The organism is Neobacillus sp. plas4 (assembly GCF_057221695.1).
In genome coordinates, this window is sequence record NZ_CM170152.1 from 3,459,192 (window position 1) to 3,485,323 (window position 26,132).

Annotated in this window: 22 protein-coding genes and 3 pseudogenes; 3 read left to right on the top strand and 22 right to left on the bottom strand. The window is 37.5% G+C overall.

Annotation, left to right across the window (positions count from 1 at the left end; translation table 11 throughout):
* Positions 1-79: 79 nt before the first annotated feature.
* Positions 80-1,573 carry an aldehyde dehydrogenase family protein gene (locus AC2TFD_RS17265; RefSeq protein ID WP_484673630.1) on the bottom strand — a complete coding sequence of 498 codons (1,494 nt, stop codon included), beginning with the start codon at positions 1,571-1,573 and terminating at the stop codon, positions 80-82.
* Between the two features lie 369 nt (positions 1,574-1,942).
* Between AC2TFD_RS17265 and AC2TFD_RS17270 the strand changes: the two genes are divergently transcribed.
* Complete coding sequence (locus tag AC2TFD_RS17270) at positions 1,943-2,896, top strand: alpha/beta hydrolase (RefSeq protein ID WP_335519500.1); 954 nt, start codon at positions 1,943-1,945, stop codon at positions 2,894-2,896.
* An 89-nt stretch (positions 2,897-2,985) separates the two neighbouring features.
* Complete coding sequence (locus tag AC2TFD_RS17275) at positions 2,986-3,678, top strand: EthD domain-containing protein (RefSeq protein ID WP_335519497.1); 693 nt, start codon at positions 2,986-2,988, stop codon at positions 3,676-3,678.
* 268 nt (positions 3,679-3,946) lie between these two features.
* Here AC2TFD_RS17275 and AC2TFD_RS17280 read toward each other — a convergent pair whose 3' ends face one another.
* Positions 3,947-4,219 (bottom strand): hotdog family protein, encoded by a 273-nt coding sequence (locus AC2TFD_RS17280; RefSeq protein WP_335519494.1) that lies wholly within the window; start codon positions 4,217-4,219, stop codon positions 3,947-3,949.
* A 141-nt stretch (positions 4,220-4,360) separates the two neighbouring features.
* Between AC2TFD_RS17280 and AC2TFD_RS17285 the strand changes: the two are divergent.
* Positions 4,361-4,788 (top strand): annotated as a pseudogene (locus AC2TFD_RS17285) (IS110 family transposase); the annotation flags it as partial.
* Positions 4,789-4,828: 40 nt separating this feature from the next.
* Here the strand turns inward: AC2TFD_RS17285 and AC2TFD_RS17290 are convergent.
* The 20 genes and pseudogenes from AC2TFD_RS17290 to AC2TFD_RS17385 form a co-directional block, all read right to left on the bottom strand.
* Entirely contained in the window at positions 4,829-5,143 is a 315-nt protein-coding gene (locus AC2TFD_RS17290; protein ID WP_335519491.1) for a hypothetical protein, read from the bottom strand.
* A gap of 863 nt (positions 5,144-6,006) precedes the next feature.
* Positions 6,007-6,420, bottom strand: coding sequence for a nuclear transport factor 2 family protein (locus AC2TFD_RS17295; RefSeq protein WP_335519488.1), 414 nt, complete (start codon positions 6,418-6,420; stop codon positions 6,007-6,009).
* A 125-nt stretch (positions 6,421-6,545) separates the two neighbouring features.
* Positions 6,546-7,619, bottom strand: a complete 1,074-nt coding sequence (locus tag AC2TFD_RS17300; protein ID WP_335519485.1) for a TRAP transporter substrate-binding protein — start codon at positions 7,617-7,619, stop codon at positions 6,546-6,548.
* Positions 7,620-7,710: 91 nt separating this feature from the next.
* Positions 7,711-8,022 (bottom strand): AMP-binding enzyme, encoded by a 312-nt coding sequence (locus AC2TFD_RS17305; protein ID WP_484676333.1) that lies wholly within the window; start codon positions 8,020-8,022, stop codon positions 7,711-7,713.
* A gap of 343 nt (positions 8,023-8,365) precedes the next feature.
* Positions 8,366-8,569 carry a Zn-ribbon domain-containing OB-fold protein gene (locus AC2TFD_RS17310; RefSeq protein WP_484676334.1) on the bottom strand — a complete coding sequence of 68 codons (204 nt, stop codon included), beginning with the start codon at positions 8,567-8,569 and terminating at the stop codon, positions 8,366-8,368.
* Positions 8,570-8,653: 84 nt separating this feature from the next.
* Positions 8,654-8,737: pseudogene (locus AC2TFD_RS17315) on the bottom strand (short chain dehydrogenase); the annotation flags it as partial.
* 18 nt (positions 8,738-8,755) lie between these two features.
* Positions 8,756-10,021 (bottom strand): TRAP transporter large permease, encoded by a 1,266-nt coding sequence (locus tag AC2TFD_RS17320; RefSeq protein ID WP_484673631.1) that lies wholly within the window; start codon positions 10,019-10,021, stop codon positions 8,756-8,758.
* Positions 10,022-10,036: 15 nt separating this feature from the next.
* Entirely contained in the window at positions 10,037-10,618 is a 582-nt protein-coding gene (locus AC2TFD_RS17325; RefSeq protein WP_335519472.1) for a TRAP transporter small permease, read from the bottom strand.
* Positions 10,619-11,970: 1,352 nt separating this feature from the next.
* On the bottom strand, positions 11,971-12,681 hold the full coding sequence (locus tag AC2TFD_RS17330) for a tyrosine-type recombinase/integrase (RefSeq protein ID WP_420489121.1): 711 nt from the start codon (positions 12,679-12,681) through the stop codon (positions 11,971-11,973).
* A gap of 1,150 nt (positions 12,682-13,831) precedes the next feature.
* On the bottom strand, positions 13,832-15,190 hold the full coding sequence (locus tag AC2TFD_RS17335; RefSeq protein ID WP_484673632.1) for an MFS transporter: 1,359 nt from the start codon (positions 15,188-15,190) through the stop codon (positions 13,832-13,834).
* Positions 15,191-15,784: 594 nt separating this feature from the next.
* Positions 15,785-15,868: pseudogene (locus tag AC2TFD_RS17340) on the bottom strand (hypothetical protein); the annotation flags it as partial.
* A 118-nt stretch (positions 15,869-15,986) separates the two neighbouring features.
* Entirely contained in the window at positions 15,987-17,117 is a 1,131-nt protein-coding gene (locus AC2TFD_RS17345; RefSeq protein WP_335568090.1) for an amidohydrolase family protein, read from the bottom strand.
* Between the two features lie 123 nt (positions 17,118-17,240).
* Entirely contained in the window at positions 17,241-17,618 is a 378-nt protein-coding gene (locus AC2TFD_RS17350) for a Rieske (2Fe-2S) protein (protein ID WP_335519165.1), read from the bottom strand.
* 121 nt (positions 17,619-17,739) lie between these two features.
* On the bottom strand, positions 17,740-19,326 hold the full coding sequence (locus AC2TFD_RS17355; RefSeq protein WP_484673633.1) for an AMP-binding protein: 1,587 nt from the start codon (positions 19,324-19,326) through the stop codon (positions 17,740-17,742).
* A gap of 34 nt (positions 19,327-19,360) precedes the next feature.
* Complete coding sequence (locus AC2TFD_RS17360; RefSeq protein WP_484673634.1) at positions 19,361-20,947, bottom strand: AMP-binding protein; 1,587 nt, start codon at positions 20,945-20,947, stop codon at positions 19,361-19,363.
* A gap of 31 nt (positions 20,948-20,978) precedes the next feature.
* Complete coding sequence (locus tag AC2TFD_RS17365) at positions 20,979-21,389, bottom strand: Zn-ribbon domain-containing OB-fold protein (protein WP_335513564.1); 411 nt, start codon at positions 21,387-21,389, stop codon at positions 20,979-20,981.
* A gap of 54 nt (positions 21,390-21,443) precedes the next feature.
* Positions 21,444-22,613, bottom strand: coding sequence for a thiolase C-terminal domain-containing protein (locus AC2TFD_RS17370; RefSeq protein WP_335513566.1), 1,170 nt, complete (start codon positions 22,611-22,613; stop codon positions 21,444-21,446).
* 152 nt (positions 22,614-22,765) lie between these two features.
* Complete coding sequence (locus tag AC2TFD_RS17375) at positions 22,766-23,170, bottom strand: nuclear transport factor 2 family protein (RefSeq protein WP_132094843.1); 405 nt, start codon at positions 23,168-23,170, stop codon at positions 22,766-22,768.
* Between the two features lie 93 nt (positions 23,171-23,263).
* Positions 23,264-24,331 (bottom strand): LLM class flavin-dependent oxidoreductase, encoded by a 1,068-nt coding sequence (locus AC2TFD_RS17380; protein ID WP_335513571.1) that lies wholly within the window; start codon positions 24,329-24,331, stop codon positions 23,264-23,266.
* A gap of 610 nt (positions 24,332-24,941) precedes the next feature.
* On the bottom strand, positions 24,942-26,108 hold the full coding sequence (locus AC2TFD_RS17385; protein ID WP_335513573.1) for a CaiB/BaiF CoA transferase family protein: 1,167 nt from the start codon (positions 26,106-26,108) through the stop codon (positions 24,942-24,944).
* Positions 26,109-26,132 lie beyond the last annotated feature (24 nt).

Here is a 26,132-nt window from a genome sequence, read left to right on the forward strand (position 1 = left end):
ATCCCTTTTACAATTCAATACATCGCTAGAAAACAATATAAAAACCTAAATGCCGATTCGCTATGCGAAAAGAGTATATTTAATCTAAGTTCACCCAAACATTTTTGATTTCTGTATACGCATCAATGGAAGCTGCACCATTCTCTCTTCCAAGTCCACTTTGTTTAAATCCTCCAAATGGCGAACCAGGTTCAGTAATATTGTAAGTATTGATCCATACATTCCCTGTTCTTAATGCATGGGCAACCTTATGTGCTTTACGAAGATCGGTTGTACAAATTCCTCCACCTAAACCATAGACTGTATCGTTCGCCTGTTTAACAACCTCGTCAATGTCATTGAACGGCATAGCCCCAACGACTGGACCAAAGATTTCTTCTCTTGCAATAGTCATTTCATTGTGGACATTAGAAAGAACCGTTGGCTTGACGAAATGACCTTTTGCCAAATCAGCTTCAGTTGCATCTCCACCAATCACGACTTCGGCCCCTTCTCTTTGTCCAATATCCAAATAATTTAAGACCCGACTTTTCTGTTTTGCTGAAATAAGAGGTCCGATGACAGTTTCCTTATCGAAACCGTTTCCAACTTTATAGTTCTTGGAATATTCCGCTAGGTCTGCTAGGAATCGGTCATAAATTTTACTCTCAATAAACAATCTTGAACCAGCAAAGCACACTTGACCGGAATTAAAGAAGATCGAATTGGCAGCATTAGCAAGAGCCGTTTCATAGTCAGCATCTGCAAAAATAATATGGGCAGATTTTCCGCCTAGTTCTAGAGTTACTTTTTTAATATTTGATGCACTATTTTGGATAATTTGTCTTCCAGTTACCGTAGATCCGGTAAAGGCAATCTTATCAACATCAGTGTGAGATGCTAATGCTGAACCAACAGTTGGACCATAACCAGTGACAATATTTACAACACCATCTGGGAAACCAGCCTCTTGTACCAGTTCAGCAAATCTTAATAGACTGATAGGGGTTTCTTCAGATGGTTTAACAATCACTGTATTTCCAACGGCAAGAGGAGCGGATACTTTCATGATGGCATTCATTAATGGAGCATTCCAAGGAACAATCCCTGCACACACGCCAATAGGTTCACGGATTGTGTAATTAAAGATATTCCCTGGTGTCGAAGAAGGTATGGTTTCTCCCGTAATTTTTGTGGCCCATCCTGCGTAGTAACGGAAATTGTCTGCAGCTGCAGCTGCAAAACCGGTGGTTAATGAAACCGGCTGTCCATAATCAAGTGTGTCTAAGTGAGCTAATTCTTCTGCATTTTCTTCAATTAGATCCGCTAGTTTTAAAATCAATCTAGCACGCTCATTGGGTTTCATTTTTGGCCAAGGGCCTTCTTCAAATGCTTTTCTAGCAGCTCTTACTGCTCTGTCCACATCTTCCTTATCACCTTCGGCTGCAGTTGTGATTAACTCTCCAGTTGCCGGATTTCTTATTTCCGTCCTTTTTCCGGAAATCGCGTCTACCCACTGGCCACCAATAAACATTTTTAATGGTTTGGAAGTAAACTCTACTGCTTTTGGGTGCAATGCAATTAATGTAGTCATCTCAATCTCTCCTCCTTTTATTTACTATCAAAATAGGAAAATCTAAGATGTCGTTTTATTATAAACAGCATTCCAATTATTCAGAATATTGTTTACATACAATCATAGGTACTTGGATGATGAATACCAAGCATGAACATAAAAAAACACTCTTACCTAAAACTAACGGTTGTTTGATTTAATTTTATCAACCTTCATGGGTAAAGTCTATATTTACTTTTTATTTTTCTGATTTTTCTGCCAACTAACCGATCGTTCGTTATGGCGAAACTACTTTTAGAATTTTCTAATTATTATATTGCGTTCTATTATACTAGCCTCTATAATAAATATGAAAACGATTTCAAAAAAATATAGGAGGAATTTAGAATGACATTACAACCGGCAGTAAAAAAACTAGTAGATCAAATTAATGAGGCCTTTGCCTCAGGTGTTCCTAAAATTGAGGAGATGTCCGTGCAAGAAAACAGGGACGGGCTTATGGCTTTTTACAAAGATTTACGTGGAGAGGTACAAGAAGTTGCTAAAGTTGAAGATGTTCAGATTCCTGTGGATGGATCGGAAATTACGCTTCGTTTATACACTCCAGAAGGAGAAGGTCCATTCCCGGTTATTATGTTCTTCCATGGAGGCGGTTGGGTACTAGGTGATCTAGAAATTGTAGATCCAATTTGTCGATCGCTCGCAAATTCTACCGAATGTTTGGTTGTTTCTGTCGATTACCGCCTTGCGCCTGAATATAAATTCCCAGTTGGAATTGAAGACTGTTATGCTGCTACGAAATGGGCGGCTGAAAATATCGCCAATTATAATGGGGAACCTAACCGTATTGCCACATGTGGCGATAGTGCAGGAGGAAACTTAGCGGCCGTGATTCCTTTAATGGCAAAAGACCGTGGGGGTCCAAATATCTCCTATCAAATTATTTTATATGGAGTAACTGATTTCTCCTTTAGCACAAACTCCTATTTAGAAAATGGAAAAGGTTGCTACTTAGAAACAACGGCTATGCGTTGGTTTGCGGATCAATATTTAAATAATGATGAAGAAAAATCACACCCGTATGCTTCTCCTATTCTTGCAGAAGACCTTACTGGTCTACCACCGGCACTTGTATTTACGTGTGAATACGATGTGTTGCGTGATGAAGGTGAGGCCTATGCTGCTAGATTAAAAGAAGCAGGAGTTCCAGTTGAAGTCGTTCGTTATGATGGTCAAATCCATGGGTTCTTCTGGATGCCTGTACTTATGTCCGATGCACAGGATGCAATGAAGAGAATTACAAACGCACTCAAAAAGCAATTCTCCGCATCTGTAAAATAACATACTAATATTAATATCGTTTTATAGAGGCTGTTTAGGATAACTCATATCTTTTGCAGCCTCTTTAATATGAAAAAGGAGGAAATCAGTTGATAAAGGTATCCACTGTTATGAAAAAGAATAACGATTTATCAATCCCCGAGTTTCATGATCATTGGCTCAATGAACATGCTGATATTGCGATGGGTACTCCCTCTTGGTTTAAATATATGAAAAATTACGTTCAATCCCATACTTTACATGCGTTGCATCCTGATCATAAGCCAGCTTATGACGGTGTCGCACATTTTTGGGTTGATAGTGTAGAAAGTTTCCGGGAATGGTCACGACTGCCAGAACTCAATGTAGTAGCTGCTGATACAAAGAAACTTGTCGAACAGGACAAACTTATCCGCTTATTTACAAACGAGGTTGAGAAGTATTCAACCCCTAACTGGGAGCAAAAAAGCAAGATCAAAAGAATCTCTTTTATAAAAAAATCAAAACATATACCCGTTAAAGAATTTCACAATCATTGGTCAAACTATCACAGCAAATTAGTCATAAATAGAACATGGTGGAAGCACTGTAACCGTTATGTACAAAACCATATTCAGTACGACGCTTATCCACCTGGTGAATCACCACTTGGTTACAACGGATTTGCAGAAATATGGTTTAATAGTCTTGAAGAATTTAACCAGTGGCAAGCTGGACATCTAGATGATGAAGCAGTCATTGCCGATGAGAAAAATTTAGTGGACAAGGTAGATACTTTCTTTACGTACGAGGTACGTAAATAGCTGTAGAATCCGTATAGAAAAATTTCCCTCTACATATATTCATTTGCAGAAAAAAAGCGGTGAATGGATTCCCCATTCTCCGCTATTTTATAGAATAATAGATAGCAAATATTCTAGCGTTAGCCTCAGAAAACACTTACTCATTGCATTCTAAACCTTAAACACGTTCCCTGTTATAGGAACTTTCCCATCTGGTTTTTCCTAATTAGAACTCTCCATGGTTACCTTTTGAATTAGAGGTGATTGTTAACTTGTATGAATTCAATTCCTACATTCGCACAACAGCCGCAAATCCAGGAGCTAAAATTTCATCCGCTTCATTTTTTATAAAGACCTCTATTTGAAATTCCCTCTCTTCTTCATTACAAGAGATAACTCTCCCTCCAGAATAAAGCGTTTCGCCAACATAGGCAGCCTTTCGATTAGAATAATCAATGGAGGCTATATGTCCCTTTTCACCCAGCAACTCATTTACACATTGATTTAGCCAATCTCCTAGTAAAGGACCATTTTTCCATTTCTTTCGTATAGGGATAGTCAAAATGGATCCGATGGGCATTAACGTCGGAGGTTATCATTCCTGTAGATCGTTAAATAACAGGTTTGAAAAAAATAGAGCCCCTCAGTAAGATACGAGTATAGAGTCCAATCTAACTCGAAATCTTAAGTAGGAAGCCCTACTATGAATTTTAAAATGCAGGACAAACAAATCAACTAATAGAAAGAATTTCCGATACACATCTAATTGTAGGTGTGGATATAGCCCAACAATTACACGTTTCTTGAGCTGTTAACTTCCGTGGAATTGTAATTGGAGATCCTCTTAAGTTTGAAAATAATGAAGAGGGGTTCGTAAAATTATTAAGTTGGATTCAAAACTTACAAAAACTAAAAAACTTAGATTCAACAATAGTGGGTATGGAACCTACAGGACATTAATGGATTAACCTATCAAAATGGCTGTATAAACAAAACATTGAGGTAGTTACTGTGAATCCCCACTTAGTAAAAAGAAATAAAGAGAATCGTGACAATACTCAATCGAAGAGTGATAAAAAAGATGCTTTCGTTATAGCGGATATGGTGAAAAACGGCTATTATTCCTTTGTGTAAAAAGAATGAGGTTTAATAACCCCACCCATAATAAAAGTTAAGATTCTTCATTAAATACTCTACGTCTGCGTCGTTCTTCAACATCAACATCAACGTTTAAATTTTGATTCTGATTATTCTCTTGTTCTTGATCAGACGCAACCCTTGAATTACTTCTACTGTTTAATGTAATATCTACTCTTGAATTACCAGAGTTTGTTATTGTTGTACGAGCTACATTGGTATTTTTATCAACGTTTCGAACATCAGCCTCAGCCTCTGATTCGCTTCTATTTCTTACTCTATTATCGATATCTGTATCAACATCTACATTTGTATTGACATTATTTCTGTTCCGTTCGTTTCCTGCCATTGATATTCCCTCCTTTATTTATACTTGCTTGATAATTTATTCCTTAGTTTAAAAGCTACTTGGTCACTTGTCCGAGGCATATTGCCCGTTTTATTAAAAAAATGTCACTTGATACTAGCTTTTTTTATGGTCGCATTTTGTTCAATTATTTCGAAATGTGACATAATTCCGTAATTATTACACCAAAAACATAACAAAAGAGGATTGGGTTCCAACAAATGTTCGAACTCTTAAGTTAGAGGGAGAAAATTATCGTACAATTGGTATTCCTGCTACATCTTTTAAAGCACTTGCTCCAGCTACGAAAAAGTTCATTGAATATCTGAAATCATGGCTAAGTGAGCCTTCACATTTTAATTCAATTTGAATTGCTAGTTACTTCTTAAAAGAGCAGCATTAGTAAAATAACCAAATAGCCAATTTGTGGTACTTTCGTATTTTTCAATCTACAACAAACGGACGCTTTTATATTAAAAATTTAAAGCACCAACCTTAAAAGTAGGAATGAAGGAATGAAAAAAAGACCCTTTCACTAAAAATGGTCTTCCCTGAAATAAAGAATTTTACTCTTCATAATAACTTACTTATGAAATTAGAGAATAGATATATTCTTATGACAACAATCGAAAGCCCCTAGCAACTAAGGGGCTATACTATATTTATAGAAACAACTTATTTATCAATAACTTTTCCATTATATTTCGCCTCTCAATAGGAATCGAATAACTTTTTTTCTTTTCGAAATCAAAGTGAACGATAACCGCTTCGAATTCCTCATTTTGAATTAGATGTGTAAAAAAATCATTTCTCTTTAATAGATAAAATCAAAGTGTCTTTTATTAGTATTAAAGGAAAAATCTATTCTAGGAAGGGAGCCTCAAATCTAAATGCCTTCTTCTCACTTTCCAACGGTCCCCGACTTTTACTACCTCATCTCGATAATAACCGTTTGAAATAAGCCTAATGTTTCCATTTTCTACCCCTTGAAGTGTTAAACTTGAAACAACGGTAGCAGATTCCTCCCCTTCTGTTTCAAAAAAGATATTGGAGATATCATGAAGCCGTCGATCTGTCTGTTTTTCCATAGATCTTGTCATTAACTTCATGATCGCTTGATGGCCTTCAAAAGGTCTGATCGGGTCTCTCCCTTCAATGCGTACAGTCATCACCGCATCTTCAGTAAAGCATTGTGTTAACAAATCTAATTTTCGTTCATCATAACCATAGGCAGCTCTGCCTAATAATTCCTGTATGGCCATTTTGTCTTCTATTTTCATGATTAACTCCCTTCTGTATTTCGGATAAATTCTTATTATTTACTCCTTTTTAAGATATCTGAGTTCAATAGAATTATCTATTGAACTCAGATGAATCTTAATATTTACTTCTAGTTTTAAACCTACTATTTCAAATTAGTTAGTTCATCTAAAAGCTCTTTTCCTCCCTCAACTTTATTTACAAAGACTTCCTTTACTGGATTTGTGGCATTCTCCCACTCTTTTATCTCTTTTTCTGTCGGATAATAAATTTTTACCCCTTCTTTTTCTAGATTGGCATAAGCCGTTTTAGCTTTTTCCTCTACCATCTTCTTGGCATGTTCTTCTAAATCCTTCCCTGTTTGTATAAGGATTTCCTGAAGGTCCTCTGGCAAAGACTCAAACTTTTTTTGAGAAATAATAAGTGGTGTTACACTGCTAAACAATGGGACTAACGAAACCGATTTTAGCGGCATCATTGCATCGGAAGCATAAATTGGTGTAGTTAATACCCCATCTACTGTTTTTTGCTGCAGGGCAGGTACGACTTCAGCGGCAGCAATGGTCATACCGTTTGCCCCAATTGCTTTTACAGTTTCAGGCCCAATAATACCACCTGGTGTTCTTAGCTTTAAACCTTTTGCGCTAGCCGGTCCAGTGATTAAATTATCGGCATCAGCGGTATATACGGAACCAAACATATCAACAAAGCTAAGTGACAATATTTTCAATCCTTTTTCTTCCATCATTTTTGCGAATTTTTGTCCGCCGTTCTCACTGCTATTAAATTTCATTCGATTTTCTAAAAATACAGAAGGATTTTTAGGATCAAAATCAAAGAGAAACGGTAATTCATAAAAATTCCAAATTGGATCAAAACTTGCTAAAACAGGGGAAGACGTTTGACTCATATCAATTTGACCCTGTAATATGGCTGGCACTTCTTGATCAACTGGCATTAACTGAGCAGTTGGATAGATTTCAAGTGATAATCGTCCATCGCTTCGTTTTTGTATTTCTTCGTTGTACCACTCTACAAAAGTATGCATAAATGATGCTGTTGGATAGCCATGAGCCAACCTCAAAACATATTTTTCCTGATTAGAAGAATTTGATCCATTAGCACCCGTTGTTACATTATTGGTAGATTGAGTCGAATTTCCACAAGCCGCTAAAAATAAAACAAGTATTAGACATAGTATTCTATTAAACTTTTTCATCCTAATTCCCCCTATTATTTATCAACTCTAGGACCTTCACTTTTCATAAATTCCATCCATACCATGCTTCAATAGGTACTGGGAATATGAATTAACGGTTAACCTTATACCCTACAAGTTCACGATCCCATGTATCTGATGTAATCGCCTCTTGAAGCTTGTATTTCTCCACTCGCTGTAATGTGTTTTTCGGAATTTCCTTTACAAATCGAACATACCGAGGAACTGCGAAGTGAGCCATACGAACTTGACAGAATTCAAGTAGCTCTTCAGGCTGTATTTCCTCTCCCTCTTTTACGATGACAATTGCCATCACCTCTTCTTCTGATAATTCAGAAGGTAAACCAATCACGGCTGTTTCAAAAACTTTATTTACCGCATGAACCTTTTCGGAATGTTTCAGAACGGTTTATCGTCGCCAACCCAACCTCTGTTGACCCGTAGGCTTCCGTAATTATAATATTAATACGCTTCTCGAAGTCTTCATAAATTTCCAGCGGCACCGGTGCCCCTTGAATCATTCGAACGGGATTGTCCCCATCGGATGGAACTGCTCATAGGTGAGATCAATATGTGTAAATCGGACAAATCGTGAATGTGGTTTTTCCTCTGCCCGGTATTCACTATTTTTCTAAATGTTTAAATTCCTTGGTACATTCCAGTTTTCCTCATAAAATAATTAAAACTAACGTATGTTTGATTTTATACCGATTACTAGTACTCAAAAATTAAATTAATTACAATATCTAAACATTTACAGGGCGAAAATTTGGAATCGAAATTTCTACTGACCAATCTTCGAAAACGACTTCAACCTGCATACCTATTTCTACACTGCCAGGATCACATTTAATCACATTACTCATCATCGTTGGCCCTACGTCCAGCTCTATTAAGGCGATTACATAAGGTGCTTCAGAAAGGTATGCCTTTGTAATAGCACGGTGCATGATAGTAAAACTTTCTGATACTGTACTCCCTCTGGATTGCCCATAAATCTCTCTTAATTCACGCTTTAATATATTAATAGAATTTACACGAATTCCTTTGTCTATATATTCAAGAGCAGCCTGCTTCGTTAACATCACCATAGCACCTTTAGAAACTATGTAGGCTGACGAACCCGGACTCGCTTATTACATAAATAATGTACTTAGCCAAGGAACGTATAATAGTACAAGAGTTGCAATAATTAAGGCATATAAGTAAGGCACAGATCCCCTCGACACAACCACTATACTCTCTTTAAAATGTCCACTTAATGCAAATAGGCTGCCTCCTACTGGAGGGGTTATCTGTGATATCATCATCAATGCACAAGTTACAATCCCAAAATGTATCGGATCATATCCTAAATGAAGCACAATGGGATATAGAATTGGCATGGTAATAAAAAGAATCGGAAGTGGTTCTAGGAATGTACCGAGAACAAAGAAAAGAAATAAAATTAACAGCATAATGATCCAAGGTGCTAATGTCAAATTTGCTATATATCCTGTAATAGCTTGTGGAAATTGGGTAAACGTAAGTGCAGTCGAAAATAATTGTGCCCCTCCTAATATAATGTAGATCGCAGCGGTAGTAATCATTGAATCTCTTATACTTTTCTTTATGTTTTTTATAGTAAACTCTTTGCGATTAAAAAAGAAGCTGATAATAAGAACGTACAAAACTGCAACTGCTGCAGATTCTGTAGGAGTAACTATACCGCTATAAATCCCCCCCAAAACAATAACCGGCATAAACAATGACGGAATCGCTTGCAATAAGGAAGTTTTAATTTCGGCAAAACTACTTCTCTCTTTAATAACTGCTGTCTCACGCAAACTAACAATTACAGCAGTTATGACCAATACTAAAGCTATAAAAATACCAGGTACGATGCCTGAAATAAAAAGGTCCGAAACATTCTCTTGAACGATTGAAGCATATAGAATAAAAACAACACTAGGTGGAATCATTGACCCTAGGGTACCTGCAGAAGCTACAATCCCTAAACTATTCTGTTTAGAATAGCCCAATGCGGTCATCTGAGGTATTATTAAGGATCCCACAGCAATAACTGTGGCAATAGATGATCCTGACAGTGCTCCAAATATTGCACACGTGATTACAGCTGCTGCTGGTAATCCTCCGCGTAAATGTCCTACTAAATCAATTATTACCTTTAACATTTTGTTTGCCGAACCCAAATAAGTCATTAGATTACCCGCTAATAAAAAATAAGGTATCGCTAATAAAATCCAGCTATCAGTTGAGCTAAAAAACTGAGAAGGAATACTTTCAATCGGCAGTCCCATTTGTACCAAAGCCCAAAATGCACCGCCCAACCCTAATGCTAACCAAACGGGAACCCCCATTACTAGTAAAATGGTAAAAATAATTGCCCCAGTTATTAACATTTTGATCCCCTCTTTCTACGATTTTAATCTACGTATCTTATTGATATCTATGAAAATTTGTTGAAGAGAGTATACCCACCCAAAAAACATCCCAAATGGAATAGCAAATGCAGGGATAACCATCAGCATTAGCCCTGAACTGGTCATTATTCCTAGTTGATATAATGATATAACCCATTGAATTCCAGTCCAACAAAGGAAAGCATATGAAAAAGATAGTATTATACTAATAATTAAGTCGTTCACTAGCAAGGCTTTACCTTTTAGTATATTTTCCATCAAATCCATTTTAATATGCTCGTTCTTTTTAATTAGTGGACCAATATACGCAAAAACACCATAGATGATTGAATACCGACATATTTCTTCGATAATTCCAAAAGAAACACCAAAGAAATACCTGACTATAACACCAAAAATGGCTAGAGACACACTAATTATTAAGCAACCAAGTGCTATGAATTCCAGACCTTTGTCCAGTAATCCAGTAGACACTTCTGTTTCATGAATTTTTTCTAATGACTGATTAGGAGATTTATTATTCTGAATTTCCACTATTGATACATCAGAATATTCAATACTGGTGATTTTATCCATTAATTTCCCTCCTTGCATATTTCAGAATATACTTCCAAACCCTTGCCCGTTTCCAATTAGAATTTCTTGAAGATCAGCAGGTAAAGAATCAAACTTTAGAAATGATGAAAGGATTTTCAATATATTTCCCCCTTCTTTTTTCATTTATTTGCTTCTTCAATTTTACCCATTTTATAATCGCTCCTTTTTTAAGAAATTTTATTAGCAACGCAGCTTAGTCTTCTCAATGTATTGACAATTCTTTTTAAACAAATATTAGATTTTTACCTTATTAACAGGAGATTTAAAGTAAGGTAATACTTCATCTGCAAAACGCCTCATTGCTCTCATGACCTGGCGGTGTTCCAAGTCTCCCATACGGAACCAACAAGACATACTGTCAATACCGAATTCTGCAAACACTCCTTTAATTGTTTATATAAGTTGATAAAACTACCATAGATATAATACAAACGATTACAGGGAATTATAGTCAATAAATCAAATGTTTGTTTCAAAATTAAACTTTATTAATCTACATTAAGTAAAATCTGGATTTCATTTTATTTATTGAGAACCCCATCCGCCACCCACTTAAATTCTAATAACAATCCCCTCCGCTTTATACTCAATTTACAAGTCTTCTGAAAAACGATCATTTTGGTATTATTCTTGATCCATCACTCCTTTCAAGTAACTAACAAGAATAAATTAGGTGTTGCTTATAAAATTAAGTCCTACAAAAAATCCAGCTTTTTGCAAAATATTAAAAATAGAAGTCTTGTAATTTATTGCAGCAGAGTGTTTTTTATCAGTTAAGGCGGGTTTAATGCACAACTTTAGGTAATCTTATTAATTCAAATTAAATAAATCTTAATTTAATTATTACTTTACGTAAGTTATGCAAATGAAGTGATAGTGAGATGTTTTTTTGTTCTTCGTGATTAAGCGCTTACATACTGAATAATACTTCTGTTAAATATTGTGAGGAAAAAACTCGTAAATCTAGAATTTACTTTTGCCAAACATAAGTTTAATGAGATTGCCCAAAGGCAACCTATAATATAAAACAAACAACCATTTGATTCATATTATAGCTGGGTTTTTTTAATCACGCAAGAATATTCTGAATATTTTAATTTTAAATTTTTTTTGTTAATTTCTCCTTCACTCCAAGCTCTTCAAAAATTTCTTTATTGGACAAAACCGCTATCGCGGTGGTAAAACCACTATACCCTTCAATTTAATGTAAGCTAATCTTTATTTTATGAATAACTTAAAATTTACTGTGCAATACTGCAGATATTGAATTTTAAGGAGACTTATTTATGAATAACATAGAACCAATTTTACTACGAATGAAAGAGGTTGTTCTATAGGTGTGTCGCATAGCTGTGGCGAAGTTGGTGTGGATGGATTTCTTTGTTGATCCCTGCCCGACTTGATATTCGTTTTATGATATACCTCATCTGTCCAATACTCATTCTATGTGGGTGCCGTTCAGTAACAAAAATAGCTAGGTCTATATCCTGGCGAAGGTCTAAATATCGCTTGAGCCAGATTTCACACCGTATATTAAAGTAAACCTCCCTTTCCTTATCACCCTTCCCAAGCACAATTGCAGAGCGATTCGACCAATTAATACTATTTTTATTAAGAGAAATAATTTCGCCTATTCTACAACCTGTTGAAAACATAAATTCAAATAATGCTTTTTCCATTGGAGTAAAACACGCTTCCCTCAAATGTTCAATTTCTCTCTCCATTAAAAATTCAGGAATCCGTTTTCCTTGTTTAGGTTCTTTGATTTTTGCAGCTGGATTTTTTTGAATATGCCCTTCCTCGTGTGACCAACGAAATATCGATTTAATAAATCGTATTCGATGAGCCAAACTTGATGGCTTTAGGTGTTTGCTTGATTTTGCTAAATATCCTTTAAGTTGATCAGTCGTCAATAATGCAATATTCACATCGTTAAAGTTTTGGATAAGTAGCCTGGATTGGAGCTTATACGCTTTTAATGTCTGAGGAGAGAATCCTTCAATTCTTTTATCTGATTCATATAATTCCCAGCTTTTGATAATAACAAAATAATTTCCTCCTTTTCGATTGTCTTAGAGGAATTATTGCCTTGATTATAGAAATGAAAACGATATGTATTGAACTATCGAAGCAGGTTAAAGAATAAATCCAATAAAAAACACAAAAAGCAAGGAGGTATTTTTCTTATTAAACAAACGAAGCAGGTTTGTTTAAGATGTTGGAAAAAGTAATTAAATTGGTAAGTTTCACAAATGTCTAAGAATTCTAGAATTCTATAATCACCAACATATTATTTTATAAGGATGATTTTTTATGAGGTGAATTTATGGCTAATAATAAACAAGGTTTTAAAACCTCATACGACTTGCGGAGAGCTAAACGCGGAAGAGGAAAATGCGTTGTTTTCGACCCTGTAGAATAATATTCGCCTCTCCCCAGTCAAATTGGAATTGGTGCGGAAGCTAAACCATATGCAAGATTTATTCGCTACGAAAAAACGGATTTGACGTATGAGCAATTTGATCGGAGTGGAAATAAAGTTGCTAATTTTATAGCATCGATGGGGCTTGTTTTTGATAATCTAGATTGAGCTGTTTTTCTATGGTTTGATCACATAAAAAGTGAGCCACATGATTTCCAATTCTATTAACCTCTCTTATGATAGGAAGTGACCAAACTTCCTTCAATATTAGCGGACGAAAAGTGTGATCGAAATGGCTCAATTTCATAATATCAAATTCTTAAAAGAGGTTGAAGGTTTGTCACAAAGAATAGCGACCAAACTAGGAATATCCCGTAACAGGGTAAGCAACTACCTTAAAAACAATACAGCCCGACAACAGTCTTAAGGTAAACGTTTATGGAACAAAAGAATATTCTTCAGAAACAAGGCGTGTCTTCCCCAATCATTGGCCAAAGGTTAGAAGACGATCAAAAGAACTGGAGAAAACAAAAGCATACCGCCCTTAAAATTTTTAGTAGATTACACGATGAATATTATTTTAAAGGCTCTGCCTCTAACATTCGTAAAATCGTAGCCAACGCAGGCACAAATTCAGGAATCATTCACTCCTCTGAACTTTCAACTCGGCAACAGTGTTCAACTATTTTCCCAAACGTTTCTATTCCACAGTACACATTTTCATCCCCTTTTGATCCGGATCAATCATATAGGTTATGATTCTATATAATTTATTTAAGGTTTACTTGCTGTTTCACAAATTGTTGTACAGGCTTATTCGTAACCATATTAAAGTCACTGTACTTATCTTGAATAAACGATATGGCTATTGCTCCTAAAAGAGCCGGAATCGCAAAGCTGATAAAATTCATATGTGTTGGTAAGCTTAATTCAAGTAACAATCCTCCAAAAACCGGTCCTAACATTGCACCAATACGGCCCATTCCGCTAGTCCAGCCGACCCCAGTAGATCTTATGTGAGTTGGGTAGAACTTGGAGGCGTAACCGTAGTTCGTAGTTCCCGGACCATTGGAGCATGCTCCTGCAATGGCTACCAATAAGTACAAAATGATCGTCCCTGGCTTCAGTCCAAGTAAACTTAAACTAATAGAACCCAGTATTAACATACCGGCAATTACCTTTTTTGGTGCTTTGCGATCAGCTAACAATCCTCCAGAAATATTACCTACCATCACTCCAATATTTAAAGCGAACAAGAACATTAAACTAGATGTTAAAGGATAGCCAGCTTGAACCATTAATTGAGGAAGCCACGTACCCAATCCATATATCACTAATAAAGCCATAAATGATGTAGTCCAGAACATGATTGTTGAAAACCCTCGCCGTTCGTCAAAAAGCTTTGCTACGGGCATACCTGTTTTAGGTAAATAAACTTCAAAGCTATCATCTTTTTTAGGTATATATAATGGATTTAATCGTTTTAATATGGAACTGACTTTTTCATTTTCTTTTCTTACAACAAGAAATGCTAACGATTCAGGCATAAACTTAATCATGAATGGAACGGCTAATAAAGGTAGTCCACCGATAAAAAACATCCATTCCCAACCAAATCTTGGAATAATGAATATTCCTAATAACGCTACCCCAATCCCTCCAATAGCAAAACCTGACGATATTAAACCAACAAGCATACTTCTACTAGGCTTTGGTGCATATTCAGAAGTAATTGCGACTAGAAGTGGTGGCATCCCACCTAATCCCAAGCCAGCAATAAAGCGGTAAATGGTAAAATCAACGGGTCCTTGAGCAAATCCAGTTAACAAGGTAAAAAAACTAAAAATAATGAAACAAAAGATAATTACCCTCTTTCGTCCCAAAAAATCAGCTAGAATTCCACAAACCAGTGATCCTATTAAACTTCCAAACATGGCTAAACTTCCTATAGCACCAGCTGTACTTGTCGTGATTCCCCATTCTACGCTAATACTAGGAATGACAGAACCGAATACGATCATGTCATAACCATCACATAACATAATAAAGGCGCACCATGCAACAACTCCCAAATGTAGAGAGTTAAATTTGCTCTCATCAACTACTTGCGCTACGTTAATCTTTCGCATAGTATTCCTCCTAGAATAGTAGAATCGCGTTCCATATTTATTACAATTTTTCAAATGAACTTGAGAGGTTGTTAGACAAGTAAAGTTAATAAAAAGATAATCTTAACGATTATTCATTATCATTGACCACCGTTAACGGAGTACCTTATACCCGACGAGTTCAGGGACCCACGTATCGCCAGTTATACCTTCCACTCTTAGCTTGTATTTTTCAATCCTTTGGGATGGGGTTCTTGAAAATTCCTTTACATAACGTATAAAACGAGGAACAGAAAAATAGGCCGTTCTGGACTGTCAAAAGTCGAGTAGTTCTTCTGGGTTAAGCCTTTCGCCTTCGCGCAAGATCACAACTGCCAGTACTTCATTCTCTGGAATTTCTGAGGGAATGCCAATGGCCGCTGAGTCCAAGACTTTTGTGATGAGTGTTGATCACCCGTTCTATTTCGTAAATCAAACAAACAACCGTTTTACTTATTTCGTTATTATTTTTGTTATATTTGGGACGAAATTTTGGAATCGAAATCTCTTCGGACCAATTCTCAAAACGACTTCAACCTCCGTACCTAGGATCACATTGAACCTCATTACTTATCATCATCTTGCACCAGGAACCTGACGTTCTCTAGCTTGATGGCGAAGTTGCATGACAGCTTCCGTTAATGCAAACATTGATCCTGGATTCCCTGGGTACCGCTGTCACTAAGCAAATTCTGTAGAGTATATACTTCTACTACACCTAGCACTTTCCTATCCACTTATAAAGATAATAAGTGGATAGGATAAGCTGCTGTCTAAATTACTTTGTTGGATCTGGAAGTCCATACACCTTCATTGCATTTTTATAAAGAATTTTTTCTTTCAGGTCTCTTGGAATGCTTTTAAAAGCGGCATGCGGTGCATCAAATTCCCAATGCGGATAATCACTCGCAAATAGAATTCTGTCTTCCCCAATCATTTTAATAATCTGGACGACATGTTCTTCATCTTCATGACGCTCTGGTTCAATAAACGGTTGTGTACCAAACCACATTTGTTCTCTAATTTGCTGGCTTGGAGGACGTTTTACCCAAGGAACTTCTCGTTTCAGATTTCTCCAATGAGTATCCATTGTGTACATCAAGTTCGGTAGATAAGCAAATCCGCCTTCAACGAAGACCATTTTAAGATCTTGATATTTTTCTAATACACCGCCAAAAACGATGCTATTAATCTGTGCTTGGTAGGTTAATCCATTATTTGTTTGCGCCTCAGGATAATAGTTTCCTATAACTGGTCCCTGCCTAAATAATCCTCCTGGAACCGATACGTGAAATGTACAAACAAGTCCATTTCGAATTGCTGCTTCCCAAATTGGATGATAGCGTTTATCTCCCCATCCCCCATATGGTGAATGAATCGAAAATCCAACTTGAGCCATTTGCGGATGACTTCCAACACGATCGATTTCACGCGCAGCAGCTTCCGGATCTTGAGGGGCAATAATAACAGAACCGCGAAGACTAGGATCTTTTGCTAACCAAGTATCAATTTGCCAGTCGTTATAAGCGCTCGCAACAGCTGTTGCCATTTCATGCTGTGCTGAAGCGGCTAACATAAAGCTTGAGTCTGGGAAGAGAATAGCGTTTGCATAATTGTATTTATCAGCGACTTGTTCTCTAAAGAAATCAAGTGAAGAACACCCTAGGCCCCCTTCAGGAGGAATACTATCCATGCGATGACCAGCATTTGCAACAATCGCCATAATTGGAATCCCTGGGAATACACCTTTCCATTTACAATCAGTTAAGAAATCTCTCCAATAATCACTTAAATAAGGATTAAGATCTTCATAGCTTTTAGGATTTGGATGAACATCACAATCAATAACAGGAATGACTTTACTATTAACGGCTGATTGTATTTTACTTTTTTCAAGAGTTTTACTCATTTTTTTATCCCCTTTCAACTTAGGCACTTTCAAAACTCATTTTTATCACTCATTCAAACGAATGGTTGTTTTATTTATAAAAATAAAATAAATGGTTGTTTGATTTTATCAAATCAAAAAAAATTAAGCGTAAACAACAACCTCGCCATCTTCTATTTTAACATCGAACGTTTTAATTTTTGTGTTTTCTGGGTCATGCATTGAGCACCCTGTTTCGACATCAAAACTCCAGTGGTGCCATGGACAATAGATAAATCCACCTGGTTTTTCATAAAAAATTTCTTTAAACTCCGTTGTTGGTCTTGCAGCACCTCTTAAAACTCCTTTTTCAAATTCTGCGCCTTGGTGAGGACAAGCATTTCGAACTGCATAAAACTCATCTTCTTTTCGAACAACTAGAATGGACAATCTCCTAACCTGAATAACCTTCCGATCTCCCGGCTGCATCTCATCTTTTTTACAAATTACAGTTCTTTCTAAGTTCTTCACATTAGTATTCAAAGATGAACCCTCCCTCAGTTAATATATTACATTCTACGTACTTGACCACATTATAAGTGTGAAATTATCACAAGTCAATTCTAAAAATTCTAAATATTCAAAAAGGGGATATTTTACCTATTTATCTCCTTACTTCATACCCAACACATTCACGATCCCAAGAATCTTCTGTAATTCCCTCTTGGCGAAGCTTGTATTTTTCCACTCGTTGAGAGGTGTTTTTCGGTAGTTCCTTAACAAAACGAATAAAGCGTGGAACCGCAAAGTGTGCCATGCGATCTTGACAGAAATCCAGTAACTCCTCGGGTTTTAGCTCCACACCTTCTTGCATAATCACGACTGCCATCACCTCTTCTTCAGAAAGTTCAGAAGGCACGCCGATGACCGCAGATTCGAAAACCTTTGGATGATCATTGATGACACGTTCCACTTCATAAGACGATATATTCTCCCCTCTTCTGCGAACAACATCTTTCTTTCGGTCGAGAAAATAGAAATACCCGTCTTCGTCCATTTTACCGGTATCGCCCGTATGAAACCAAAGATTTCTCCAAGCTTCCACGGTTGCCTCAGGCATGCCGTAATATCCTGTAAAAAGAATACCAGGTTTCTTTGGACGAACGACAATTTCACCAGCCACTCCAGGAGGACATGGATTGTCATTTTCATCATGAATTTCAACTTCATAAACAGGAACAGGAAAGCCGCAGGAACCTTTTTTAAAGGAATCCGCTGGGTTGTAAAGAGCTGTTCCTAATTCCGTTGAACCATACACTTCAGATATTTTCAACTGAAATCGATTTTGAAAATCCTCATAAATTTCCACCGGTGTTGGGGCACCAAATGCTTTTTTCACCAGGTTATCAGCATCATTCGAACGTTCAGGCTGCTTCATCAGCATTGTTAAGAGAGAGCCCATAAAATTGAAGGCGGTTACTTGTTCCCTTCTCATGATATCCCAGAACCTTGATGCCGAAAATCGACTATGCATCACAACATCACAGCCTACTAATAGCGCTACCAAAACTGAGGTGTAGCGAGCGTTCACATGAAACAATGGGAAGGCAGTAAACAATCGATCCTCCGGTTCATACTTCATAAGTTCACAGGCTGTTTTCGCCACACTAAAAGTCGCTGTATGGGAGAGGATTACCCCTTTTGACGGACCTGTTGTTCCAGAGGTGAACAGAATAAGCGCTGTGTCCTTAGGTTCTACTTTTACATCAACTGGTACATCATTTGCTGAAGCGAAAAGACCTCTATACGAATGATAATCTAATTGAAGATCGATTGCCTCGTAATCATCTCCAACTATGATAACATGCTGAAGATGAGTAAGTTCATGGGAAATTTGATTGATTCGCTCCACCCATTGTGAAGAAATAACGATTGCTTTACATTCTGCTTTATTGAGAATGTATGTAAGCAGATCTCCTCTGAATGCTGTGTTTATCGGAACTTCGATGACACCAAGACGTGACAGACCTAGCCACGTTGCTAAAAACTCAGGACTATTCGGGAGCATAACAGCGCAGGTTTGCTTCTTAGATAATCCAAGTGACGCAATCATATTCGCCACTTTATTTCCGCCTCGATTAAGTTGGTCGTAGGTAAGATCTTGATCATCAAAGCGAACAAACCGATCATATGGTTTTATTGCGGCACGGTGCTCAACGATTTTCCCAAATGTTTCGGTCCCTTTGTACATATTTGTTCCTTCCCTTCTGTATCTGAAATAAACCTTAACGAAGAACTTTATAGCCTATTTTTTCACGATCACATGTATCTGAAGTAATCCCTTCTGCACGGAGTTTATATTTTTCAATTCGCTGCGATGGAGTTCTTGGAAACTCCTTCACAAACCTGATATATCGAGGAACAGCAAAATGAGCCATTCGCGGCTGACAGAAATCTAATAGCTCTTCTGGCTCTAGCTCTTCACCCTCACGTAAAATTACAACAGCCATTACCTCTTCTTCCGAAAGCTCAGAAGGAACACCAACGAGTGCGGCTTCCTGTACTTTTGGGTGTGTATTGATAACTCGCTCGATTTCGTAGGAAGATATATTCTCTCCTCTTCGACGAATGACGTCCTTTTTTCTGTCTACAAAATAATAGTAGCCATCTTCATCCATTTTCCCACGGTCTCCAGTGTGAAACCAAAGATTTCGCCACGTTTCAACGGTTGCTTCAGGCATCCCATAGTATCCTGAAAATAAAACGCCTGGTTCCTTAGGCCTTACAACAATTTCCCCCACTTCCCCTACAGGGCAAGGTTGATCGTTTTCATCATGTATTTCCACTTCATAAATTGGAACAGCCTTGCCACAGGATCCTTTTCGGAATGAATTAGCACGATTGACCATCGCTAACCCCACCTCCGTCGATCCATAGGCTTCGGTGATTTTCAACTTAAAACGTCTCTCAAATTCTTCATAAATCTCTAATGGGGCTGGTGCTCCTTGAATCATCTGTACTGGATTGTCACCATCATTCGGTAGTTCAGGCTGCTTCATTAGCATCGTCAGAAGTGAACCCATATAAGTAAACGTTGTAATTTGCTCCTCCCGACAAATCTCCCAAAACTTTGAGGCAGAAAATTTTTCGTGCATCACAACATCACTTCCGGCCAGTAACGCAGGCAAAATCGTCGCATAACGAGCGTTCACGTGAAAAAGTGGGAACACGGTAAATATACGATTGTCTGGACCATAATTCATCAGGTCACAACACGTAGATGCGAGGGCAAAGTTTGCTCGATGGCTTAAGATCGCGCCTTTTGATGGACCAGTGGTACCAGAAGTAAAAAGAATCAAAGCTGGATCATTCGGTTTTATATCCACTTCTACCGGATCATCGCTTGCATGTTCCATTAGATTTTCATAGGAATGGAACAAAATCGGCTTAGGTAGAAACTGTTCATTCTCCCCTACGACAATAACATGACGTAAATGTTTCAGGTCTTTTGAGATTTCTCCTATTCGTTCAACCCATTTAGAAGAAATGACTATGGCTTGGCATTCTGCTTTATTAAGAATGTAGGTTAATAAATCCCCTCGGTACGCGACATTAATCGGAACTTCGATCACACCTATTCTGGCAAGACCAAGCCAGGCAGCTAGAAATTCTGGACTATTCGGAAGCATTACCGCACAAGTTTGACCCTTTGTCATTCCAAGCAATTGAATGACATTAGCAAACTTGTTTCCATCTTTATGGAACTGATGATAGCTTAGGTCAGCATTTTGAAAACGAACAAACCTGGAGCCCGGCATTTCCATTGCACGATATTCAACTATTTGGCCAAAAGTTTGGATCCCCTCATACATACCTACTATCCTCCAAAAAAATTTTAAAATATTAAAATGGTCTGAATTTGGGAACTGAAATTTGCTCAGACCAATCCTCAAAAACGACTTCGACTGCCATACCGATTTCAACACTTTCAGGATCGCACTGTACGACATTGCTCATCATCGTTGGTCCTTCTTCAAGTTCAATTAAGGCGATCACATACGGTACTTCCGCTAAATAGGCCTTTGTTATCGCTCGGTGCAAAATCGTAAAGGTTTTTACCTTTCCCCTCCCAGTTGCAGGCACCCATTCAACATGAGCACTAGAGCAATCCGTACACATTATTCGCGGATAAAATTGGTGATGCCCACAATCCTGACATTGCTGGATTAGCAATTCATGGTTCCGGCAGCCTTCCCAATAAGGAGTGGTTTCAACGGTTGGACGGGGAAATAATTTTCCAGAATGATCTTTCATAAGTATCGACCTCACATTAATTACAATATCTTTTCCAGCAATAACAATTGAACCTTAAATTTGCTCTCTTCCTAGAATCATTGTAGTATGGCTTGACATTATGCCGCCCTGGCCATGGACAAGACCCAACTGTGCCCCCGGAACTTGACGATCACCAGCCTGATGACGAAGTTGAAGAACGGCTTCCGTGAGGGCAAACATGGAACCAGGATTACCAGGATGACAATGAGACAACAATCCGCCATGAGTGTTTATCGGTAATTTTCCGCCTAGTTGAATCTCCCCATTTTCAACAAAGGCTCCGCCTTCTCCTTTTTCACAAAACCCGAGGTCTTCGATTTCAATCAGGACAGTTGGGGTAAAACAATCATATAACTGGGCAAAATCCATATCGTTTGGACCTAAGCCTGCCATTTCATAGGCACGTTGTCCGGATTCAACCGCTGCGGAAGTGGTAAGGCTGCGTGCCTGACTAATATGTTCATGACTATGACCTTCTCCAATCCCTAATAGGTAAACAGGCTGATTAGGGAATTCCTTAGCTCGTTCCGCAGAAGTGAGAATAACCGCCGAACCTCCATCAGATATTAATGAGCAATCTAAAAGATGCAGTGGGTCTGCAATCATTCTTGAATTCACCACATCCTCGATGGTAATTAATTCTCTCATCTGGGCAGTGGGATTCAGACTGGCGTGTTTACGGCAGGCAACGGCGATTTCTGCAAACTGTTCCTCTGTTGTTCCGTATTGATTCATATGCGCTTTGGCAATAAGGGCATATAATGATGGAACTGATGGTCCATACGGTAATTCAAATTGACCATGACCTGCAGAGACTTGCATGGACATTGCTTGTTCACGGGTTAATCCGCTTTTCAAACTGTCTGCCATCGTGATCAAAACCGTATCACACATTCCTGATAAAATCGCAGAAGCGGCATGATGAATAACAGAAAAAGTTGTTCCGCCCCCTGTGTTTACACTTAAACTAACACGTGGGAAAATCTGCATGTATTCTGCGATGGCCTCAGCATGATACATGAAAGGTTCAGCAAAAGAATTACAGGTGATTAACCCATCAATCTGATCCTTGCCAATCCCAGCGTCTTTTATTGCACGCAGACCTGCGTCCACACAAAGCTGTGTAGCACTCATATGAGGGACAATTCCGACCTCAGTATCTGCCGCACCGACAATGGCTACTTTTCCACTTAAAGAGCTCAAGACTTTTACCCCCTTGTGTAAAAGATTGAAAAAAACATTTTATGCAAATGAGTAAGACTCAATGAAGACAGGGTAAATGTCTGTTCATTCACCCTGTCTAGTTTGTGCTATTAAACTAGTATCTTTGACTATGTTAGAAAGGACGATTATCCTTAATCAAGGAATACTTTTCGTGTATGCTCAGTATCTAAGTATTCTTTTACTTTCTCAATCTTCCCGTTTTCCACTACAAATAGGAAGTGATAGATATTGTTATAGACACGTCCGTTGTTTAGCTCAGCATATGATTCTGTTTCTACCGCTACTCGATTTCCCTCCGCTGTGATTGCAAGAGGAGTTAATGTAATAGCACCAGTTTTTGTTCCTTCTGCAATTCCAGAATTCATTGCTCTGAATTCCTTCATATCCTTTTCTCCAGAAATACCTTCAATTGTACCGGCAACCCACCAAGTGGCTTTATCGGACATATATTCCATAAAGGCATCAATATTCCCAGTCGAGAATGTTTTCATAAAATTAGTGACTACTTCTTTGTTTTGTTCTTCAATTTTTCCCAATTGGACCCTCTCCTTTTTAAACGAAAAATTGCTTCTTTACACGGCATTAAATTCCTACAATTAAACAATAAGTATACGAAACATACGGGTTGCTTATACGTTTACTCTTCTTGCAGGAGACTTAAAGTAAGGCATTACTTCATCTGCGAAACGCTTCATTGCTTTCATAACCTGGCGGTGTTCTAAATCACCCATGCGGAACCAACAAGACATGCTGTCAATTCCTGCATCTTCTACAGGTTCAAGACGGTTCACAGCTCCTTGAGGGCTATCTAGTATCACAACACCACCTGTGTTTAGAGCACCAATATTTAGCGGGCCATCAAACTCTTTTGCCACTTCTGCGAAGCGCTCATACGTTGCAGGAGCTTGTGTACCTTTTGCTCCTGGAATTAATTCAAGTACTTTATCAAAATAAGTGATCATGGATTGTTCAACATTCTTAATTGCTTGAGCTGTGTCATCAGCAATATTCATTTGCAAGTTCATATGAATCTTTGGATCAATTCCTTTTGCAAGCAAACGATCCCTTGTACGTCTTGTATATTCTAATACGTCATCTAAAACCATAAGAGTTGGAGTTACCATAAACTCTTGCGCATTCTTTTCAACCATTAAATCAAAAGATTCTGGACTTATACATGCATGATAGAATGGAATTCGTTTTTGAACCGGTTTTGGAGTTAACATAAGGTTTTCAAAGGAATAGAATTCACCATTATAGCTGAACGTATCATTGTTCCATAAACCTTGGATAATGTCTACATACTCCCAATAGCGTTCCCTTGTTTTTTCTAAACTAATTCCAAGACCTTTTGCTTCCATCGGCTGGTAGCCACGTCCAGCTCCAAACTTTAAACGGCCTTTACTTAAGACATCAACCATTGCATAGTCTTCAGCGATACGAACAGGATTATCAAAGTTAAGTATACTAATACCAATTCCAATATCCATTTTTTCTGTAATTTGTGAAATAGCTGCGGCTGCAACCTGAGGAGAAGGCATACTGCCATAGGCACTAAAATGGTGTTCTGCTAACCAAACACTTTCAAAACCAAGTTCTTCTCCGTACTGAATTTGCTCTAGCATTTCCCCATATGCACGCTCATAGTTTCCATCATGACACTCGTTAACATAGAAAAGACCCATTTTAATACCCATACTGTAAACACTCCTTCATTTTGTTTTTATATAAATTTTTTGAACTACCATTTAACATACAAACGTTTGTTTGAAACTCAACCAACAAAATCAAACGTTTGTTTTAAAACTACACTCTAAAAAATTTTTTTCTGCTAGTCTTGATCCATCACTCCCTTCAAGTAACCAACAATTTTATTAATTAAGTCCTTAAAAGAACGCAACTTAACTTTGTGAAAACAATATAGAAGGATTTTCGCATTTTGCTTGGTAAGGCTGTTTTTGCTCAACTTAAGATAATTGATTTAAATCAAATTATTACTCTTAGAAGTTTAGCAGCTGAGGTGAAACGGTATTATGAGGTCTTATCAACTTTGTTATTAAGCGCTTACAACTTAATACATAAAATGAATATTGTGAGGATGAAATCTAGTATCATGTTGGTGTTTTTCGTTAACGTAATACTGTGAGCTATTAATATTAAATACAAGCTATAATATAAAACAAACAACCATTTGATTCATATTATAGCTGGTTTACATTACTTAGGCAAGAATATTCTGAATATTTTTTTGTTGTTTTCAAGAGTTTTTTTTCTTTTAAAAACACAATCGATGAAAGTGAAAGTTTTTTAGATAACTTCTTCAATTTTACCCTTTTCTTTCTTCTCCCTAATCCCAAGCTCTTCAAGAATTTCCTGATTGTTTTCACCTAATTTAGGAGCATTTTTATAGATTGAACCAGGGGTATCCGAAAGCTTAATAGGAATTCCGATCTGTTTTCCGATCATACCTGGAATTTCTTGTATCATTTCACGGTTTATTATTTGAGGATGATTGACCATGTCCTGAAAAGTTAAAACCGGAGATACACACGCCTCATAATGGTTAAATATTTCGGTCCACTCATCTAAAGTCTTCTTCTTAATAATGTTCCCGATTTCAATTTTAAGTTCATCCTGTATGTTTTGTGGTGCGTCTAAAGAATCAATTAGATCATCCCTCTTAATTGCTTTACAAAACTCTTTCCAAAACTTGTATTCTAAAGCACCAACGGCTATATACCGGTGATCTTGTGTTTCATAAACTTCATAGCATGCTTTTTCACCTGATAAAGGCAACTCTCCCCTGGTCGGAAGTTGGTTATCAGTTAGATAATTTGGTAATGTGGTTTGTAACCAAGACACAGCACCATCTAACATGGAAATATCGACAAACTGTCCATTCCCATTTATATTTCTAGCTTGAATGGCTAAAAGAATCCCTGTTACCGCCATTAAAGATCCTCCGCCAATATCGGCTATCTGAACGGATGGTGCAACAGGTTTTCGATTACGCTCCCCCTGCAAGTCTAGTAAACCAGCGTAGCTTATATAATTTAGATCATGACCTGGTAATTTTGCATATGGTCCTGTTTGGCCATAGCCAGTAATGGCACAATAAATTAACTTTGGATTAAGAGCCTTTAACGTCTCATACCCTAAACCAAGTCGTTCCATCACTCCTGGTCGAAAGGATTCAACTAATACATCAGCTGTTTTTACTAATTCTAAAAAAATCTCTTTTCCTTTTTCTGATTTCAAGTCAATGGTTATACTCTTTTTATTTCGATTTAGCGAAGAGAAGATTGCACTGTCTGTGTCGAGTTTTGGCTCTCCCAATCTAGCATAATCCCCTAAATTCGGTTCCTCAATTTTAATCACTTCAGCTCCAAAATCCGCCAAAAACATTGTACAATATGGACCTGGCAGCAGGCGAGAAAGATCAAGAACTCTAATCGATTGAAGTGGTGAAATCATTCTACATTACCTCCTTTCTGTTTT

Coding starts and splice junctions, on each gene's coding strand:
- AC2TFD_RS17310 (WP_484676334.1), bottom strand. CDS start 8,569: ATGCACCGTGCTATTACAAAGGCATACCTTTCTGAAGCACCTTATGTA.
- AC2TFD_RS17365 (WP_335513564.1), bottom strand. CDS start 21,389: ATGAAAGATCATTCTGGAAAATTATTTCCCCGTCCAACCGTTGAAACC.
- AC2TFD_RS17270 (WP_335519500.1), top strand. CDS start 1,943: ATGACATTACAACCGGCAGTAAAAAAACTAGTAGATCAAATTAATGAG.
- AC2TFD_RS17325 (WP_335519472.1), bottom strand. CDS start 10,618: ATGGATAAAATCACCAGTATTGAATATTCTGATGTATCAATAGTGGAA.
- AC2TFD_RS17335 (WP_484673632.1), bottom strand. CDS start 15,190: ATGCGAAAGATTAACGTAGCGCAAGTAGTTGATGAGAGCAAATTTAAC.
- AC2TFD_RS17385 (WP_335513573.1), bottom strand. CDS start 26,108: ATGATTTCACCACTTCAATCGATTAGAGTTCTTGATCTTTCTCGCCTG.
- AC2TFD_RS17320 (WP_484673631.1), bottom strand. CDS start 10,021: ATGTTAATAACTGGGGCAATTATTTTTACCATTTTACTAGTAATGGGG.
- AC2TFD_RS17300 (WP_335519485.1), bottom strand. CDS start 7,619: ATGAAAAAGTTTAATAGAATACTATGTCTAATACTTGTTTTATTTTTA.
- AC2TFD_RS17355 (WP_484673633.1), bottom strand. CDS start 19,326: ATGTACAAAGGGACCGAAACATTTGGGAAAATCGTTGAGCACCGTGCC.
- AC2TFD_RS17380 (WP_335513571.1), bottom strand. CDS start 24,331: ATGGGTATTAAAATGGGTCTTTTCTATGTTAACGAGTGTCATGATGGA.
- AC2TFD_RS17265 (WP_484673630.1), bottom strand. CDS start 1,573: ATGACTACATTAATTGCATTGCACCCAAAAGCAGTAGAGTTTACTTCC.
- AC2TFD_RS17360 (WP_484673634.1), bottom strand. CDS start 20,947: ATGTATGAGGGGATCCAAACTTTTGGCCAAATAGTTGAATATCGTGCA.
- AC2TFD_RS17290 (WP_335519491.1), bottom strand. CDS start 5,143: ATGGCAGGAAACGAACGGAACAGAAATAATGTCAATACAAATGTAGAT.
- AC2TFD_RS17295 (WP_335519488.1), bottom strand. CDS start 6,420: ATGAAAATAGAAGACAAAATGGCCATACAGGAATTATTAGGCAGAGCT.
- AC2TFD_RS17345 (WP_335568090.1), bottom strand. CDS start 17,117: ATGAGTAAAACTCTTGAAAAAAGTAAAATACAATCAGCCGTTAATAGT.